The organism is Pseudomonas sp. MM211, from assembly GCF_020386635.1.
Classification (GTDB): domain Bacteria; phylum Pseudomonadota; class Gammaproteobacteria; order Pseudomonadales; family Pseudomonadaceae; genus Aquipseudomonas.
This window is the reverse complement of sequence record NZ_CP081942.1, coordinates 4,662,013-4,680,158: the sequence shown is the minus strand read 5'-3', so window position 1 is coordinate 4,680,158 and position 18,146 is coordinate 4,662,013. Positions and strand designations below refer to the sequence as shown.

The following is an 18,146-nucleotide window of genomic DNA, read 5'->3' as shown; positions in this document are numbered from 1 at the left end:
TGATCGATGATCCTTGGCAGTGTTCAGGCGATGTGGCGTGTGGTGACAGCGACCGGCTCCCCAGCCAGGTCGCTCAATTGGTCGAGCAGCTCGAGCGCGTCGCTGAGCAAGGCGCTGGAGGTGTCCTGGCGCATGCGCTCCGGCAGCGACTCTGCTACGGGAGCGGATTGCTGCAGCGCTTCAACGGCCTTTAGCGGTGATGCGCCCTCGGCACGAATTTCCATTGGCGTACGCTGTTCGCGGCCCTCGCCATCGCGGCTGATCAGGGTCAGGCGCAGCACCCCATCGCGCTGTAGGCGCTCACGATCGATGCGCAGCTCACCGCTGCGCGCATCGAACGATGCCCAGCTCGGCAACGGCAGGCCGTTGGCCAGGGTGACCCGCTGCGGTGCGCTGCCATCGGGCAATTGGCTTGGCAGTTCGAGGGTGATGCTGCGGGCATCGCCTGTGCTCAGATCGACGCTTGCGCTCAGGCGCGAACCCTCGACGCTGAAACTGCCTGCGCTGTGCTGGCGGCCCGTATCGGTGAGCACCGTGTCGGCGTTGGCCAGTTGCTCGGCAAGGCTGCCTGGATTGCTGAAACCCGTTCTACCGTCATGCAGCAGAGTGAGAACAACCGGACGCGATGTTGCAGGTGCTGCCTCTTGCTGCGGGGCGAAATCGGTGTTGTCGATCTGGAAGTTTTCGTTGCTGGCGGAAAGATCCTGCGTACTGGTGAGCACGCTCTCACGAGGGCTAATGGTGAATAGTGTTGGCAGTACAGGGTCGCCGTTAGCGGGGAGTTCCGGCGTGCCCGGGTTACCGGGATTTTCCGGCGTGGTACTGGCCTCGGTCACCGACATGGTGACCTGACGGCTGGCTTCGAGATTGCCATCACTGGCTTTCAGGGTGAGCGCAAAGGTACCGGCTTCGGTCGGCATGCCCTGGATAGTTCGTGTCACTGCGTCGAACTGCAGGCCTGCGGGCAGACCGATGACGCTCCAGGTCAGGTTATCGCCGTCAGCATCGATGAACAGATTGGCCGGAAGGGCGTAGCTGTAGGCTGTACCGAACGTCGGGTTGCCAAGGTTCAGGGAGATTCCGCTATCGATTGGAGGCTGATTATTTTCGGCTGAATGGCTGACGCTAACGCTTGCGCTGATGTTCAGGCTGGCATCGTCGTAGTCGCTGATACCGGTCAGGGTGACGACCACGTTGCCATCGGCGACCGTATTGGCCAGTACCTTGTAGCTCATGCCGTCGACCAGGCGCTCGACGTCGGCAGGTGCATTGGCGTTGCTGGAGTCGAGGTTGATCTTGATGGTGGCGCTGCCGTCGGCGTTGATCGTCACGGAATAGGCGTAGCCATTGGCACCGGTCTGGGCCATGTCGGTGGCTTGCAGCTTGATCTCATGGCCGTCTATGACCAGTGCCTGATCGGCGCTGCTGCGATTGACCGTGATATAGAGCGCGGTCAGCGGCTGGTTGTCATTGCCAGACCGTATGATGACGTCGCTGAACAGGTCGACGGCCTCGGGCAGACCGCTGTTGCGGATTTCCAGCTGGGTCTGCGTGCCTGTTGCGCTGAGTTCAGGAAGTGGCGTGTTGGAGACTGGGCGTGCGCCTTCCAGGGTGACGGTGGTCTGCTCGGTAAAGGTGCTACGGGTGCTGTAGTCATCCTCGACAAGTCCCAGGCTCACGGTACGGGTGCCACTGCTTTCGCTACCGGTGTGGCTGTAGGTCAGACTGTTGATGATCTGTGCCGTCTCAGCGCCATCACGTGCAGGGCCTGCCTCGCGGCCCATATAGAGGGTTACCGTGGCCACACCATTGCTGACTCTGACGCGGTACTCGATGCGATCCTCGCCTTCGCCGGCATATGCCTGCCAGTCGACAGTCGAGTTGAGAACGATCTGGCTGCCCGCCACATTTATCACATCACCTGCGGTAACGCCGCTGACGGTGATTTCTACACGATGGATCTTCTGGCCGGATTCGATGGTATCGATCTGGGTGTCCTTGAACAGCCCGACCGGATCGCCACCTGTGGTGAAGGTTGGGTTCAGCGGTGTGGTGTCCACGACGGCTGCATCGTTGATGTCTACCAAGCCAACGTTGGCGTCCAGGCTGGCGCTGTTGCCGTCGCCGTCGTTGAACACCAGGTTGAAACTGGCAGTGCCGCCGTTGCGGGTCGGGTGGTTGCTGCTGGACGTATAGGCCACCTGGCGTAGCACGTGCTGCGCATCCGCCTGGCTGACACCGGCGAGGAAGGCGATGGTCAGCTTGCCATTGGCGCCGATCACGAACTCGGCAATTGCGGTTGCGCCTTTCCAGATCTTGCCGTCGTCCTTCAGCTCCAGGCCGTTATCGTTCAGGAAGCTGAAGGCATCGCCGTCCCCGGCGCCGCCGCTGCGTTCGATCACCAGGCTGGAGCCTTGATAGTCGTCCGCTGCATCCAGTTGTGGGTCGGCCAGCGTGCCACCGGGGAGCAGGGCGACAGGTTCGCCATGCTCGGTAAAGGTCACGGCGGCTGGTTTCAGGTCGATGACCAGTAAGCCTTCATTCCAGCCTGAGCCTTGAAATACACCGGTGAGGTAGAGCTGCTTGCCATCGGCGCTGAACGCTGCATGGCGCACTTCGTTAAAGGTGGTGCCCGCGAAGTTGGCATAGTCGCCGAAGCCTTCAACTTTCTGAGCGAGAGTGAGAGAGCCATCTTCTGCGCGGCTGTATAGGAAAATGCCGTAGGTGTTGTAGCGACCACTCGTACCCAGGGCACCGATCACCGCCACGCTCTTGCCGTCTGGAGAAACAATGACACCCTTGGCGGTGATACTGCCGCTTTCTCCCAGTTCAAAAGTGGCTACAGCGCTCAGGTTGCCGTCTGCTGCGACGTTGAGCACGTGCAGCAGCGAGTTACCGTCGATGACATACAGTGTCTTGCCATCGGCTGACAGATTGAGTTCAGAGGCGTAGTAACCGAACTCGGCAGCGTTGGAACCGGCGACCGCTTGCTTGAACGTTAGCGAGCCATCGGCTGCGATGCTGAAAGCGCTGACCAGCGTGTCGCCACCAGAGGTGGCGACGTACAAAGTCTTGCCATCGGGCGACAGGCTGATGGCGTTGGCACCATCGAGTTGTATGCCTGTAGCGCCGGCATCTTCGAGCGTCTGCTCCAGCGTCAGGGTGGCGCCGCTGCGGCTGAACACCAGCAGCTTGTCATTGGCCGTCACATAGACAGTGTCGCCTTGGGCCACGACAGCGCTCACCAGGCCGAGGTCATTCCCGAACGTGCCGAGTTGCTGCAGATCGGCCGCGTTGAACAATGCCACGCCATCGGCACCGATCAGGTAAAGAGTGCTTCCGTCTTTCGAGGCATGCAGCGTCGCGGCACCGGTCAGCCCATTGGCTTCCTTGCTCTCGAGCAGTTGCAGCGAGCCATCCGCGCCAAGCTGGTAGACGGAAATCGTGTTGTAGAAGACGTCCGAGCCGGTCGCGGTTTCTTCGTCATACACATAGTTGGTTGCCGAACGCACGACGTAGACCTTGTCGCCGATAACCGTGATGCCCTGAATACCCTGCAACTGGTTGTTGCCATTCGCATCGAGCTGAGTGAGCAGATCTGCGTAGTCGAGCGATCCGGTTTCCGCGCCCAGGGTGGGCAACTGACGCTGGTCACGCACGATAACGCTGGCGCTGATGCCCGGTTCGATCTGGTCGCTCGAATCACTCAGGCTGGCCAGGGTGATGGTGACTGTGCCGGTAGCGGCAGTATCGGCCAGCACCTTGTAGGCGATGCCATCGATCAGGGTGGCGGTGGCTTCCGGGGTGGCGGCGTTGCTCGAGGAATCGATGCTGACGCGGATACTGGTCACGCCATTGTTGACCTCGACCACGTACTGGTAGCCGTTGGCGCTGGTCTGGCCGCTGCCACCTTGCAGGGTGATTTCCTCGCCATCGATGACCAGGGCCTGGTCGGCGCCGCTGCGATCGACGGTGATCACCAGGTCGGTCAGTGGCTCGCCACCGTCATCGAGGGAAACCGTTACCTGTTGGAACAGATCGACCGGGCCTGGAAGAGGGCCTGTGCCAATGGTAAGCGAAGCCTGTTGGCCGTTGGCTGCGAGCGTGGGGTCTGGAGTGGCTGTAGCACGCAGCAATGCCAGTGTCATATCGGCGGATTTGCCACCGTCGCCCACGGTCAGTTTTAGCTCGACTCGCGCAGGTGGCTCGGCACTGTCGTTGTGGTAGGTGACCTGTTGTAGCACCTGGTTGGCGGTGGCCTTGTCGACATCGGCGATAAAACGGATGGTCAGTGTGCCGTTTACCGAGACGAATTCGGCAATTGCCGTGGAGCCTTGCATGATCTGGTTGTCGACCAGCTCCAGGACTGCGCCTTTCTGGAAACCGAACAGATCGTTCGCCGATGCGGTACCGCTGCGGCTGATGGTCAGTTCGGCGCCTTGGTAGTTGTTCGCCGCCTCGAAGTCCGGGTCGGAAAAACTGATTCCATCGCTAAATGGTGTGCTGGGCCGGCTGGCCACATAGGTGCTGTTGGGCAGGGCGGAGAGAATGACCACGCCGCTGGTGAACTGGCTACGACCGGTATAGATGTTCAGGCCATCAGCACTGACTGCAATCTGGTTGGAGCGTGCTCCTGTATTGAGGCTACTGACGAAGGCCACGGCCCCGGTAACGCTGTCACGGCTAAGCACTGCCAGCGGCCCACCGTTGAAGCCGACGTAGAGGGCGGAGCCGTCGCTCGACATGGCTATCTCGCGGATCGACAGAGAGGTCACGTGCGCATAGAGCGACAGGGTGCTGACATAGGTCAGGCTGCCGTCTGCGGCATCACGGCTGAAAACCGTAAGGGTCGCTTGCTGTCCCGAGCCGACATAGACGTACTTGCCGTCCGGGGAGATGACGATGTCTTGCAGTTCTTCCAGGTAGTTGTTGCTCGGTTGGACACCACTGTCGCTATCGGCGGCAATCGTGGTTCTGTTGATGAAACCGCTGTAGGTCAGCACGCCCGTCTGAGTGTCGCGGATGAATACCGTGATCATGCTGTTGCTGCGGTTTGCCACGTAAACCGACTTGCCATCGGAGGACACGACGATGCCGCTTGGCGCATTCATCCCCAGGTCGGCTGAGCCGCCCTGATAGGCGCCAAGGTAGGTGAGTGCGCCGGATTGCGAGTCGATGGAAAACTGTGCCAGTAAGGATTTGCCGGTCGCGCCATCGATGGTCGAAATACCGTTGATGGTGTAGAGCGATTTGCCATCCGCCGAGATCACGATCTCGGCTATCTGTGCATCCAGGCCGGTTACGGCGCTGACACCCTGGGTGGCGGCAATGCCGGCATAGCTGTATTGGCCCGTGCTGGCGTCGTAGGTGAAACGCACCAGGGAGTAGACAGCGGCATCGCCCGTATTGCCGGCGAGGTAAAGGTTGTTGCCGTGCATGGCCATGCTGGTGATCGCGTTGAGGCCGTTGACCTCGATGGCCTCGATGGCTGGGTTGTCGCTGGCGCCTTGGGTGAAGGTTTGTAGCAGGGTCAGCTCACCGGTTGCGGTATCGCGCGAATAGATTCGCAGGTAGCTGGTGCCGGCAGCGTTCTCACCTGTACTGCCGCTGATGACCAATGTCTTGCCGTCTGCAGACAACACGATGTCGGTGACGCGATCGGCGTAGCCGTTCAATGTCCCGTCGGCGTAATACAGGGTGCGGTCAGGGTCGCTGACGTCGCTCTGCCATTGCGGCGCATTGTTGATCGCCAGGGCGATGCTGGCGCTGATGGCCGGCTCGCCAGTGTCGTCGCCACCACCGCCGCTGCCGCCGTTGTCTTGAATGCTCGCCAGGGTGAACGTGCGGATACCGGTGATGGCCTGGGTGGTGTCGTTGACGTAGGCGATGCCGTTAACCAGTGTCTGCGCGGTTGCCGCGTTGATGCCACTGCTGGTGATTACCAGCGTGGCGCTGTCGCCAGTGCGTGTATAGGTGTAGCTGTAAGCGCCAGCGTTGCCACTGCCGGACTGCGACAGGTCGATACGCGTTCCAGCGACGATGATGAATTCGTTGGCGACGTTGTTCAGCCCGTCGATGTTCAGAGTGAGCTGGATGATCGACTGGCCGACTTCCCCCGTGCTGATGGTGGTGTCCTTGAACAGGGCGGTGACCGTGCCGGTGGTGTCATAGCCGGCGTTGCTGACTGGGGTGGTCGTGAGCTCCGGTGCGGTGTTGTTGGTCAACAGTACATCCAGGCTGACGGTCGGGCTGTCCACCTGGCCATCGTTGGCGCGCAGTGCCAGTGTCACCACGCTGCCGTTGGCATCTGCCGAGCTATCGTTGCTGTAGGTCACCTGACGCAGGACGGCGTTGGCGTCATCGCGGCTGGTGCCCGCGAGGAAGGTGATGGTCAGGCTGCCGCCGCTCTGGCTGAACGTGGCGATGGCCTGGCCATCCTTGAGCACGTCGCCATTCTCCAGACGCAGGCTGCTGCTGTTGGCGAAGCCGAATACGTCGTTGCTGGAGGCACCGCCTTCACGGCTGATCAGCAGTTTGCCGCCGCTGTAGTCGCCGGAACCGCTGGCCAGTCTGTCGAAGTTGGCGTCGCCCAGTGTCAGGCCGTTGGCCAGGGCGATTTCCTCACCCCGGATCAGCGTCTGAATCGAGGAAAAACGGCTCAGGCCGTTGCCGGAAATCAGCACCGATTGGCCATCGGCGGAGACGGTGATTTCCTGGCCATTGGAGGTGCTGGTTACCGTGCTCAGTTTGGTCAGGCTGCCATTGTCCGCCACGCTGTAGATGTGCACGGTACCGTTGGTGGCTGCGGCGTAGAGACGGCTGCCCTCTGTGTTGAGCGACAGGCTACCAACCGGGATATTGCTGATGACATTGGCCTGGGTCAGCCTGTTGTCGGCACCCAGGTGGTAGGTAGTGATGCCATTGCCGTTACCGACGTATAGGTAACGGCCGTCTTCGGAGGCCACCAAATCGGTACCAGCGGCACTGATGTTGATGCTGTCGACCAATGTCAGCGCGCCGGTGCCCGAGGCGCTGCGCTGGTAAACCGACAGGCTGGGAGGCGTCACGATGCCAGCCCCTGCGTAGGTCACGTAGACGTAGTCGCCGGAGGTGGTCACCACCCCGTTACGGCCTTCAGGGCGGTTAAGCAGTGTCAGGGCACCGGTATCGACATCGCGGTTAAATACATACAGGCCGTTCCACTGGCTACCAACGAACAGCTGCTTGCCATCGTCGGAGATGGCGATGCTACCGGTCACGGTATCGCCAACCGCAATGCTTGCGTTACGGCTCAACGTACCATCGGCATTGACGTTGAACAGTACGAGTGTGCCGCTGTTGGATGCGGTGTAGACCGACTTGTCGTCAGCGCTCACGACCATGTGCTTGACCGTACCTAGATCCTGAATGCCTGTCAGGGTCTGCTTCAGTACCAGGCTGCCGGTGCCGCTGACCTCGAACACGCTGATGCTGCTGTTCGAGCCAGCGGCGTAGACGTACTTGCCGTCGGCCGAGTAGGCCACCTCGGTGGAACCAGCCAGCACGCCGGCGTTGAGGGCTTCTGCCTCTTTCAGAATGTCGCCTGAAATCACCGGCGGCACATTGACCCGGCTGTCGATCTCGACCGTGGTCTTGATCGCGCTCAGGTCGGTGGTCTGGCCGCCGTCATCGCTCAGGCTTTTCAGGGTGACAGCAACGGTGCCGCTGGCGACGGATTTGTCGAGCGCCTGGTAGGACATAGTGTCGATCAGGGTGCTTACGTTCTGTGGCTCGGGGTCGAATGAGTTAAGCGATAGGGTAATGGTTGTGGTCGTGCCGGAAACGCTCACGTTGTAGACGTAGCCCGTGTCGTTGGCCCGCGTTGTGCCACTGCCGGCAACCAGTTCGATGCTCTTGCCATCGATCACCAGCGCCTGGTTGCTGCCGGTACGATCGATGGTAATGACCAGGTCGGCCAGTTCATTGAAGCCGCCACCTGTCTCCAGGGAAACACTGACGTCCTTGAACAGATCCACCGGCGGGAAGCTGGTGGTGCTGTCGGTGATGGTGATGGTGCTCTGGATTGGCGTTGCTTCCACGCCCGGCGCATCGGCAGTGGCCGGCGCATCGACCTGAGCGGCTACTTCCGCGGCAGTGGTGACGGCTGCGGCATCGAGGAGGATGCGCGGCTCCAGGGCCAGGGCATGGAAATAGCGTTGCGAGGGCTTGCGTGTGGTCATGGCAGTCTTCCAGGACAATGAACAGCGAAAATAAAAGGGACGGCGCGGAGGCAGGGGCTACTCGACCAGGCGTACGTAGGAGCCCTGCCGGCGGATGTCGTCGAGAATTGCGTCGAGCCGGCTTTGCAATTGGCCTTCGGCGGCGGCGAAGTCGAAACCCTTGAGGTAGGTGATGTCGCCAGCCTGTTCGGCGCAGCGGGCCAGGCCCGGCCCGGCAAGGCGTCGGAAATCCGAAGCGCCGTCGATCGTGCTGTCTTCGGCACCCAGGTCGTTGTTCTCTATCTCGTCCTGGCCGATGGCTATCAGGTAGAAGCGCAGCTTGCGTTCGCGAAAGCTGTCGCACAGCCGGGCGAAGCGTCGTGTTCGTAAACTCTGATTTTCGCCATCCGTGCCGGTCTCGCCATCGATGGCCTGAGCGGTGTCCGCGTTGTAGCTGTCGCTGTCGAACCAGCGTTGGCCGGTGGTGTTGACCAGCATGACGATGGCCTTGTAGCTGTCGCCGCCATCTTCCTTGAAGTCCTTGGGCAGTTCGTCCTGCAGGTTCCAGCCACTGCTGCCACGAAAGGCCGGGGCCAGGGCCATGGCGCTCCAGCCCATGGCGATGGCGTAGTTGACGTTGAAGCGCGTGGACATCTGATCGAGGCGTTCCTCGATCTTGTCCATGTCGTTGCTCAGTGGCAGCAGAGGGGCAGATGGGCAGCCACTGTCGGCAACCATCCAGCGGGTGTCGTTGATGCCGGTGGCTTGACCGAACATCGGGTTGGGGCCGATCCAGCGGATCGGCGTGGCGCCGGGACTGCCGTTCTCAGGCAGGTCGTGGCGGTAGTAGATGTGGAATTGCCCGCTCGGGGCGTCATCCCAGAAGTAGTTATCACCCCGGTTCAGGCCACGGTACATGCACAGCAGGTTGGCGCGCCGATCCGGAATACGGCGGTCATGTAGGCCGGCGTAGCCAGTGCGGAACAGCGAGGTCAGTTCGATCGGGCGTAGAGCGCTGGCCATCGCCCAGCTGTTCAAACGTTGCGCATGATTGGCGCTGGGGCCTGCGGGGGCACGGGACTCTGGGTTGGTGTAGTCGGGCGAGACGTTCACCGATTGGCTGTAGGGCACCAATGCCAGCCAGGCGTCATCGCGACCCTTCACCAGGTTCTCGGCGAAGTGTTTACCCAGGCGGCGCAGCACGGCCAGATTGGCGGCATTCTCAGAAAGGGTGTTGGGCAGGGCCAGCGCCACTTCGAGGGCGCTGGGCTGTACTTCGACGGTGGAGTGAATGTGGATGTCTCGAGTTTCGGTGCCCAGCATTTCGGCATCGGCCTGCAAGGTCACCGCGACCTTGTAGCGGGTGCGGCCTTGGTCGTCCTTTTGCTCGCTGAGGGTAAGGGTTTCTTCGTCGATCTGGGCGGCGAGGGTGCTGTCCAGGCCGAGGTTGTTGATGACGTAGCCGTAGGCCAGCTTCTTGAAGTCTTCCAGCGGTTTTTCGCCCTTCGCCAGGCGCTCCTGGCCGACCGCGAGGGCCGCCAGGTCAGTGGCGCGCTTGACCTGCGAAGCGCTGTTGACCATGCGGCTGGTATCGATCGCGTAAGCGGTGGCGAGCAGGGCGCCGCCGAGGGCCAGCACCATGAAGGGCGCGATACTGCCGCGCTGACGGCGAGCGCTGATCATGACCGTTGCCCGTCGTGGCTGCCTGGCTGCACGGCATGAGTCGATGACACTCCCGGATGGCGAAGCTGGGGGGCGAAGGGGAGTGCATGCATCGGAAATCTTGCCTTTCAGTGGACGCCCGGAAGAGATCAGGCGCGGAGTGTGAAAGATAAGAATAATTCCCAACCGCAAGCAATCATCGTTTCATTAAGAATGCTTAAGGGAGTGGCTGGGGACGTGGAGCAGCGGGCGGTTTGGCAGGCGTTGCTCGGTGCTGCAACTGTCCGATCACGGCTGTTCGAACGCCGCTTGTGGGAGGCGCTTTAGCGGCGAGGGTTGAGTAGAGCTGTCGCGGCTAAAGCCCCTCCCACGGGGGGGATAATCCAGGCAATGGAATTCAGACGGTCGCGCTTTCCACTGGCAACGATTCGGGCCGCGACCAGATCCAGCAAGCGCCGCAGAACATGCCGCCACCGGCGGTGAGCTGCAGCCACAGCGGTGGGGTGTGCCACAGCAGCAAGGCGAAGCACAGCAGCATGCTGACGCTGGCATACAGCTTGTGGCGACGGGCGATCACGCCACCATTGGCCCAGTTGTTGAGGATGGGCCCGAATACGCGGTGTTCATGCAGCCAGCGGTTCAGGCGCGGTGAGCTTTTGCTCGAGGCCCAGGCGGCCAGCAGGACGAACTCGGTGGTGGGCAACCCCGGCAGGAGAGCGCCGAGTATGGCGCACCCCAGGCTCAGGTAGGCCAGTACCAGGTAGCAGAGCCGTTTGGCCCGGCTGGTGGCGGGTACGTAAAGGGACGGTGTAGGCATTTCGAGTCGAATCCGCACAGCAACAAGCTGACAAGTAAAAGGTGCTGGCCGGCGCGAGACAAGTTAAGAGGCCTTCATCTTTGTCGCTGCGCTTGAGCACCTGTGTTCAGCGCCGCGCGCGAAGGCCAGGCAGGTGAAAGCAGTGCACAGGCTGGAACACCCGCGCAGCGTTTTCCAGCCGCCGTGAGCGATCCGAGTGCGCTTATGCGCCATCGAAAGGCCGGGCGAAGCGTCATCTGCGGGTGCGCATATGTGGCGGGTTAAGGATCAGCTGTCCTCGTCCTTGATCCCGACTTCTTCGCTGAGAGGTTCGTCCAGTTCGATGTCGTTGTAGCTCATGCGCGCGAAGGAGATGGTCTGGATATCCTTCTCGGCGATCAGGGCGCTGGTGAGGGCCAGGTTGTCGCTGTTGCGGCACAGTTGCACGACCACCAGGGAGGTGTTCGGCGGTGCTTCGTCGTCCTCTGTGGCGGGAGCCTCTTCGGGTAGCTCGCCGTTGTAGTGACCATCGGTGTAGAGCTCCGGGCAGATGCCTTCGACATTGCCGCGATACAGCGGCTTCCAGGGCATGCTGCGGTCGAGCATGACCCGGCTGATGACCAGTTCGTACTCGCCCAGCGCGCCAGGGGCTGCGCTCTGCTCGGTGAGCGCCTGCAGGCTGTCCTTGTCCAGGCGGTTCTGCATGGCCAAGGTGCTGGCGACGGTATGGGCCGACTGCTCCATGTAAGCGCGGGCCTGATTGATGTTGTAGAGGTCGGCGATGATGACCGCGCTACCGATCAGCAGCGGCAGGATCAACGCGGTTTCCACCAGGGCATTGCCGCGTTGCTTACGGCGTGAGGCGATCATTGCGCGTCCTCCTCCTTTTCCCGGTCGCTGGTCAGGCTGCCGAGCAGTTGCCGGTACTGGTACTGGAAGGCATCACCGAGGCCGAACAGGGCCGGCAGCGGGGTCATGAACGCCTGAGTCAGGTCGACGGTGACGCTGAGTACGGGAGGCGAGCGGTCAGTGGCGTCCTGTTCTTCATCCGCTTCGCCACCGCCGAAGCGGCGCAGGTTGTCGAAGGCCAGTACATCGACCTCGAAGTTGTCTTCGGTAAGGAAGCCGTAGGACGAATCGATCAAGCGCTGCTCGATGGCTTCCTGCAGCACTTCTGGTGTTTGCGTGTAAAAGGCGCGTTCCTGGCGAAAGTCCTGCAGGGCACGCTCCAGTGACAGGCTGCCGACGCCGATCATCAGGCTGATGCGCGACAGTTCGAAGAGCATCATCACACCAAACAGCAGCACCGGCAGGATCAGTGCGGTCTCTATCGCGGTGACGCCTTGCTGGTCGCGCAGCAGGGCGCGCAGGGTAGCCCGGCGCATGCTTAGTTCTGCTCGCTCAGGGCCAGGGGTTGCTGGCTGGCAGCCAGCAGTTCACTGGCCAGGGGCGCACCCGCATTCACCCGGGCACGGGCGGTACGGAACTGCTCGAGAATGGTGCCGGCATAGTCCGCTTCCAGGCTTTCCAGCAGCACGGCCTTGGCGGTGTCTTCATGTCCGGAGAAGACATAGGCCAGCGCCAGGTTGAGTTGCAGGGAAATGTCGCCCTGGCCGCGGGCCTGATTGAGCAGGCCGATGGCGCGGCTGCTGTCGCCGCTGGCCAGCCAGGACAGTGCCAGGTTGTTCAGTGCGGGGCTGTAGCCGGGGTCGATGGCCAGCGCCTTTTCGAATTGCTGACGGGCGTCCTCGTCGCGCTTTTGCAGGTTGTAGGCGACGCCGAGGCCGTTGAGCGCCTGCAGGTTATTCGGCTGCGCGTCGGTGGCGCAGCGGAAGTCGCCTTCGGCCAGCGCAGCCTGGCCCAAGGCTAGGCGGGCGCGGCCCAGGCCAGAGCAGAGCGCTACGCTTTGCGATGCCGGCAGGGCACTGGCATCGCCGCCGAGTTCGTCACGGGCGCGCAGGTACAGCGGCAGGGCTTCTTTGGCGGGGCGCACGTTGGCGGCAACGCTGGCGTACTCGAGCACATAGCTGCCCTTGAGCTGACCGCGTTCATCCATGCGTGCATACACCTCGTCGGCGGCCTGGAAACGCTGGTTGTCGCGCAGGGTGTGAGCCAGGCGCAGGGCCTCGCCGGCCTCTTTGTCTAGCGCCGGTTGCGAGAGCGACGTGAGGCTGGCGCAGCCGCTCAGGGTCAGGGTGAGCAGCAGTGGCAGCAGGGCGGTGTGGTACGAAGGCATGACGGGTTCTCGCATCATTGGCTGAGCAGGCGGATGACGCGCACCATGGCGGGTGCGCCCATCATCGCCACGATGGGGGGCAGGATCAGCGTCATCAACGGCACGCTGAGCTGGGCCGGCAGTTTGCCGGCGCGTTCTTCCAGGGTGAGGATCAGCGTTTTGCGGCTTTCCTCGGAAATCGTGCGCAGTGCCTGGGACAGCGGCGTGCCGTAGCGCTCGGCCTGGATCAGGGTCGCCACCATGCTCTCGATACCGCTGACCCCGGTGCGTTCGGCGAGGTTCAGCAGCGCCCGTGGGCGGTCGCTGAGAATCTGCAGTTCGGCATAGGTGTAGCGCAGCTCGTCGGCCAGCTCCGGCGCCGACAGCACCAGTTCCTTGGCCACCACTTGCAGCACGCGGCCCAGCGGCAGACCGGCTTCGGCGCAGATCACCATCAGGTCGAGGCCGTCGGGCAGGTTGCGCTCCAGGCGTTCGCCGCGTTGTGCGCTGCGCATCTTCAGGCCGACTTCCGGCAGGGTGGTGCCGGCGAACAGGGCGAGCAAGCCGCCGGCCAGGCCGTTGAGGCCCATCCGCGAGCCGGGCTCGAGGATGCCGAACAGCACCACCAGCGCCAGCAGCAGACCCAATGCATACTTGCCCGCCATCAGCAGGCCGAGTGCTTCCTGGCTGCGGAACCCGGCCATGATCAGCAGACGCCGCAGCTTCTGCCGGTCGTTGGCGGTGCCGGCCAGGCTTTCGCCGAAACGTGCCACTGGCAACAGCAAGGCCAGCAGGCGTGGCGGCAGTTGCAGCCCCTGGCCGCGCAGAATGTCATCGGCCTGGCGCGGTGCCTGTTCGGCCTGTGCGGTGCCGAGCAGGCGATCACGCAGCGGCGTAAGTTGCCGACGATGGTGCAGACCGATCAGCAGCAAGCCGATACCGGCCAGCAGAATGGCCATCGCTGCGGTGGCCAGCGGGTCGTTGAACAGCGCGTTCATGACACCCTCCGAACCATGAAGTGGGTGAGAGTCAGGCCCAGGGCAACACTGCCGAAGGCGTAGAACAGCACGCTGTTACCGGTTGGGTCGCCGAGCAGGAAGTGAAAGTCGCGCGGCGAGTTCAGGTACATGTAACCGAGTGCCAGCGGCACCAGCGAGGCGACGATTTTCGCCGAGGCGCGTGCCTCCGAGGTTTTTGCCTGGATCTTCAGGTGCAGCTCATGGCGGTCACGCAGAGTCGCCGAGAGGCGGTCGAGGGTTTCCCCGAGGCGGCCACCGGCTTCTTGGTTGATGATCAGGATCACCGCGAAGAAACGGTATTCGTTGAGCGGGATGCGCTGGGCCGAGTCCTGCATGGCCTGGCGCAGCGGCACGCCGATACGCAGCCAGTTGTCGATCAGGGCGAACTCCAGGGCCAGCGGGCCGGCCAGGTTGGGGGCGACCAGGGCGAAGGCATTGCTCACCGGCACGCCAGCGCGGGCGGTGCGGGTAATCGCATCGATGGCTTCCGGCAGGCTCTGCTTGAGTTCGTTCAGGTGTTTAGCCAGGCCGCTGCGGTAGCCCAGGGTGGCCAGCACGCTGAAGAACAGCAGCGTCAGCAGCAGGCTGGCGAGCACCGGGAACGGCGTTTCGCGGCCCAGCAGCACGCCACCGATGAGGCTGAGCAACGCAGTCAGGGCCACGCGCATCGGCAGGCTCTCGCGCCAGCCGAGCACGCTGAGGCCGAGCCACAGGCGGGCGAGACGCGGGCCGATCACGGGCAGGTCGGCGAACGGTGCTTGCTGCATTTCGCGCAGGATGCCGTCGAGTGAAACCTGGGGCTTGGCCTCGCGCGCCTGCCCATCCAGCTCGCCCTTGAGCTTTTCCAGATGCTGAACCGTCGCCTTGTCGCGCAGGTTACGGGAGGACAGGCTGCGGGCTGCCAGTACGGCGAGGATCACCCCGGCGAACACCAGCAGCGTTAGCAGATCGAGTACGGCGTCCATCAGACCTGACCTTCGAACAGGTGCGCATGGGCGCTGTAGAAGTGCGGGCGTTGACCACTCGAGGCGTACTGGCCGGTGAGGCGGCCCTTGGCGTCGACGCTGCTGGTCTTGAAACTGAACAGTTCCTGGGTCTGGATCACGTCGTTTTCCATCCCGCAGATTTCGGTGATGGATACCACACGGCGGGCGCCATCGCGCATCCGCTCGATCTGCACGATGAGGTTGACGGCACTGGCGATCTGCCGGCGAATGGCTTCCAGCGGCAACTGCATGCTGGCCATCATCACCATGTTTTCCAGGCGCATGATGGCGTCGCGCGGGGTGTTGGAGTGCACGGTACACAGCGAACCGTCGTGCCCGGTATTCATCGCCTGGAGCATGTCGAAACACTCGCCGCCGCGCACCTCGCCGAGGATGATGCGGTCGGGGCGCATGCGCAGGGCGTTGCGCACCAGATCGCGCTGGTCGACCTTGCCGGTGCCTTCGGCGCTCACCGGACGGGTTTCCAGGCGTACCACGTGGATCTGCTGCAGTTGCAGTTCGGCGGCGTCTTCGATGGTGATGATGCGGTCGTCTTCACTGATCTTCTGTGACAGCGCGTTGAGCATCGTGGTCTTGCCCGCGCCGGTACCGCCGGAGACGATGATGTTGAGCTTGGCCTGCATCGCGCGTTGCAGCACCAGGGCCATCTCCATGGACATCGCGCCGCGCTCGGCGAGGATTTCCAGGGACATGTTGCGACGCATGAACTTACGGATGGAGATGGTGGTGCCGTCGATCGCCAACGGATAGGTGATGACGTTGACCCGGCTGCCATCGGCCAGGCGCGCATCGACCATCGGGTGGCTTTCGTCGATGCGTCGGCCGACCGCTGCGGCGATGCGCTGGGCGGTGTTGAGCACGTGCTCTTCATCGACGAAGGTGATCGATGACAGCTCCAGCTTGCCGAAGCGTTCGACGAATACCTGGCCGGCACCGTTGACCAGAATATCGTTCACTGAGTCGTCGGCCAGCAACGGCTGGATCGGCCCGATGCCGACCATCTCGTTGAGCATCTCCTCGGCGATGGCTTCCTCTTCCTGGCGCGACAGCTGCAGGCGGTTGTCGTCGCAGATGCGGCGGATCATCGACTCGATCTGCACGCGCAACTTGTCGCGGCCCATGGCAGCGGCCTTGAGCGGGTCGATCTGGTCGTACAGGTAGCCGCGGATCAGCTTGCGATTGTGCGTGCTGTGGCTATCGGCGGGCTTGCCCTGGGCGCTGCGTTGTACGCTGGTGGCGCGTACGTCCTGGGGCTCGGCCGTGGTGGGCTGTTGCACGGCCACCGGCTTGCGGTTGTTTTGTGGGTGACGAATGAGCATGCGCGTAGTCCTCTCAAGCCGCTGAAGGCTGGCGGTTCAGCACGCGTTTGAGGCGCGTCAGCAGGTTGTCCGGTGCGACCGTGGCGCGCTTTGGCGTATGCCCGGTGGCCAGGTCAGCGAGGTCTTGCAGGGCCAGTTGCAGCGCGGGTGCTGCGTCCAGGCGTAGCGAGCCGGTGAGCAGGCTGCTGGCCAGGGCCGGGCCGGCATAGGGCAGTTGCAGGTCGATGCGCCGCTCGACGAACTCCTCGAACTGGCTGCGCTCGACGATGCCGGCGTGGTTGCCACGCGTGGCGTTGGCCACCAGCAGCAGGTGCTGGCCGTCGCTCTCGTCGCCGATCTCGCGCAGCAGGCGGTGCAGGTTGCGCGCGTCCTGCACGGTCAGGTCGGTGAGCAGAATGCGCGTCTGCGCATGCGCTAGCACATCGAGGCTGCCATGCGGGCGGCCGGCGGGCAGATCCCAGATCACCTGGTTGAACATGTGGCAGAGGTTGGCGCCCAGGTGTAGCAGGTGCTCGCTGCTGAAGTTCTGCTCGGGGCGCAGGTTCGGCGTCTGCGCCAGCAGGTGCAGGCGCTCGTTGATCTGGCCCATGGCGCGTTGCAGCAGGCGGCTGTCGATCTCGCCGCTGCTCAGGGCACCGGCCAGGCCGGCCTCGCCGTCATAACCGAGGAGCAGATTCTGATCGCCATTGCTGCGGTCGAAATCCACCACGGCGGTGGCCATATGGCGTTCCTGCGACAGCAGTTGGGCTAGGCTGGCGGCGACCGTACTGACACCGCAACCGCCGGAGGCACCGCTGATGGCGATGGTGCGACCGCTACGGGCGCCGTGGCCAGTGGCATGCCCGGCGCGGGCGCGGCCCAGGGTCGCAGCCAGCAGATCGAGGGGCACCGGCTTGATCAGGTAATCGAACACGCCGCTGTGTAGCAGGGTGCGGTACAGGTCGACATCCTGTTTGCTGCCGATGACCACGATATGGCAGGCCGGATCGCAGAGCTCACCCAGTTCAGCCAGTGACTGCAGCGGTAGCGGGTCGCCGTCGATATCCACGATCAGCACTTGCGGTGGTGCGTTGTCGCGGCTCCAGGTGATGGCGGCGGCGATGCCGCCCGCACGGGCCAGCCCGGCATCCAGGCCAAGGCGCAGCAACTGCTCGCCGAAACGGCCGGCATCTTCGGCGCTGGCGGCGAACAGCATCAGCGTGGATGAATCGGTGTGCGAGGAAAGCGTGGTGTCGTTCATGTCGCGGATCTCTTGGCGGCGGGCCTGGTGGCTCAGTCCTGGAAGTCGATGTCGAGCAGTTCGCGGACTTCGTCGTCGTGGTAGCGGCCAACGGCATTCACCGCGGCCCTGCCATCGCCGCCGTCCAGTGCTTGTGGGCGTATCAGGTCACGCGGCTCGGAGACCATTGCGGCGATGTTGGCGCGGTTGCTGCAACCGAGTGGGCCGACCGCCTGATAGGGCTTTACCGTCCAGGCCTTGGCATCAGCGATAGAGCAGTCCGGTACCTTGACCACCAGGGCCTCAGAGACCACCTGCAGATCCCATTCCTTGGCCTCGGGAGCCTCCAGGCGTGAAGGCATGACGGTGACCTGCTCGGCGACGGCGCCCTGTTCGCGCAGTACGCTGGCCAGGCGCTGGGCCAGGCGTTCGCCGCTTGGCGTGTAGGGCTGCAGCGTCAGTGTTTGCTGGCGCAGACGGCCCTGCACGCGCAGCAGGGTGTTGAGGTTTTCCAGCGAGTCGGCGGTGAGGCTGCCATTGCCGCTGGCCTTTAGCGAGGCGACCAGCGCCGACGGTGCGACCGTTGGCGCTTGTGCGGTCTTGAACGGGGTAAAGCGGTTTTCGCGCATCTGGTTGAGTTGGTGGTCGCAGCCGACGAGCAGGGCGGAGAGCGCCAACAGGGAAAGCAGGGGGCGAACGGGCATGACGATT

The 18,146-nt window shown here is 63.1% G+C and carries 11 protein-coding genes; all 11 read right to left on the bottom strand.

All coding sequences use genetic code 11. The annotated features are described in order from the left end of the window. Positions 1-23: 23 nt before the first annotated feature. The 11 genes from K5Q02_RS21550 to K5Q02_RS21500 all read right to left on the bottom strand — a co-directional run bounded on the left by K5Q02_RS21550 (position 24) and on the right by K5Q02_RS21500 (position 18,139). A complete protein-coding gene (locus K5Q02_RS21550) occupies positions 24-8,219 on the bottom strand; it encodes a beta-propeller fold lactonase family protein (protein ID WP_225834141.1) in 8,196 nt (2,731 codons plus the stop codon). 57 nt (positions 8,220-8,276) lie between these two features. Next, positions 8,277-9,881, bottom strand: coding sequence for a pilus assembly protein TadG-related protein (locus K5Q02_RS21545; protein WP_225834139.1), 1,605 nt, complete (start codon positions 9,879-9,881; stop codon positions 8,277-8,279). 376 nt (positions 9,882-10,257) lie between these two features. Further along, on the bottom strand, positions 10,258-10,677 hold the full coding sequence (locus K5Q02_RS21540; protein ID WP_225834137.1) for a YbaN family protein: 420 nt from the start codon (positions 10,675-10,677) through the stop codon (positions 10,258-10,260). Between the two features lie 267 nt (positions 10,678-10,944). Next, positions 10,945-11,526, bottom strand: coding sequence for a TadE/TadG family type IV pilus assembly protein (locus K5Q02_RS21535; RefSeq protein WP_225834135.1), 582 nt, complete (start codon positions 11,524-11,526; stop codon positions 10,945-10,947). Continuing rightward, positions 11,523-12,041, bottom strand: coding sequence for a TadE/TadG family type IV pilus assembly protein (locus K5Q02_RS21530; RefSeq protein WP_225834134.1), 519 nt, complete (start codon positions 12,039-12,041; stop codon positions 11,523-11,525). The genes K5Q02_RS21535 and K5Q02_RS21530 overlap by 4 nt, the downstream gene beginning before the upstream one ends. Positions 12,042-12,043: 2 nt before the next feature. Further along, positions 12,044-12,892: a tetratricopeptide repeat protein gene (locus K5Q02_RS21525; protein ID WP_225834132.1), complete on the bottom strand. Its 849-nt coding sequence runs from the start codon at positions 12,890-12,892 to the stop codon at positions 12,044-12,046. 14 nt (positions 12,893-12,906) lie between these two features. Continuing rightward, entirely contained in the window at positions 12,907-13,869 is a 963-nt protein-coding gene (locus K5Q02_RS21520; RefSeq protein ID WP_225834130.1) for a type II secretion system F family protein, read from the bottom strand. After that, on the bottom strand, positions 13,866-14,855 hold the full coding sequence (locus K5Q02_RS21515; RefSeq protein ID WP_225834128.1) for a type II secretion system F family protein: 990 nt from the start codon (positions 14,853-14,855) through the stop codon (positions 13,866-13,868). The genes K5Q02_RS21520 and K5Q02_RS21515 overlap by 4 nt, the downstream gene beginning before the upstream one ends. Continuing rightward, positions 14,855-16,216: a CpaF family protein gene (locus K5Q02_RS21510; protein ID WP_225834126.1), complete on the bottom strand. Its 1,362-nt coding sequence runs from the start codon at positions 16,214-16,216 to the stop codon at positions 14,855-14,857. Before K5Q02_RS21510 ends, K5Q02_RS21515 begins: the two co-directional genes overlap by 1 nt. 13 nt (positions 16,217-16,229) lie before the next feature. Continuing rightward, the gene (locus tag K5Q02_RS21505; protein WP_225834124.1) at positions 16,230-17,456 is read right to left on the bottom strand and encodes a hypothetical protein; all 1,227 of its coding nucleotides are present in this window, start codon (positions 17,454-17,456) and stop codon (positions 16,230-16,232) included. 32 nt (positions 17,457-17,488) lie between these two features. Next, positions 17,489-18,139 carry a CpaD family pilus assembly lipoprotein gene (locus K5Q02_RS21500; protein ID WP_225834122.1) on the bottom strand — a complete coding sequence of 217 codons (651 nt, stop codon included), beginning with the start codon at positions 18,137-18,139 and terminating at the stop codon, positions 17,489-17,491. Positions 18,140-18,146 lie beyond the last annotated feature (7 nt).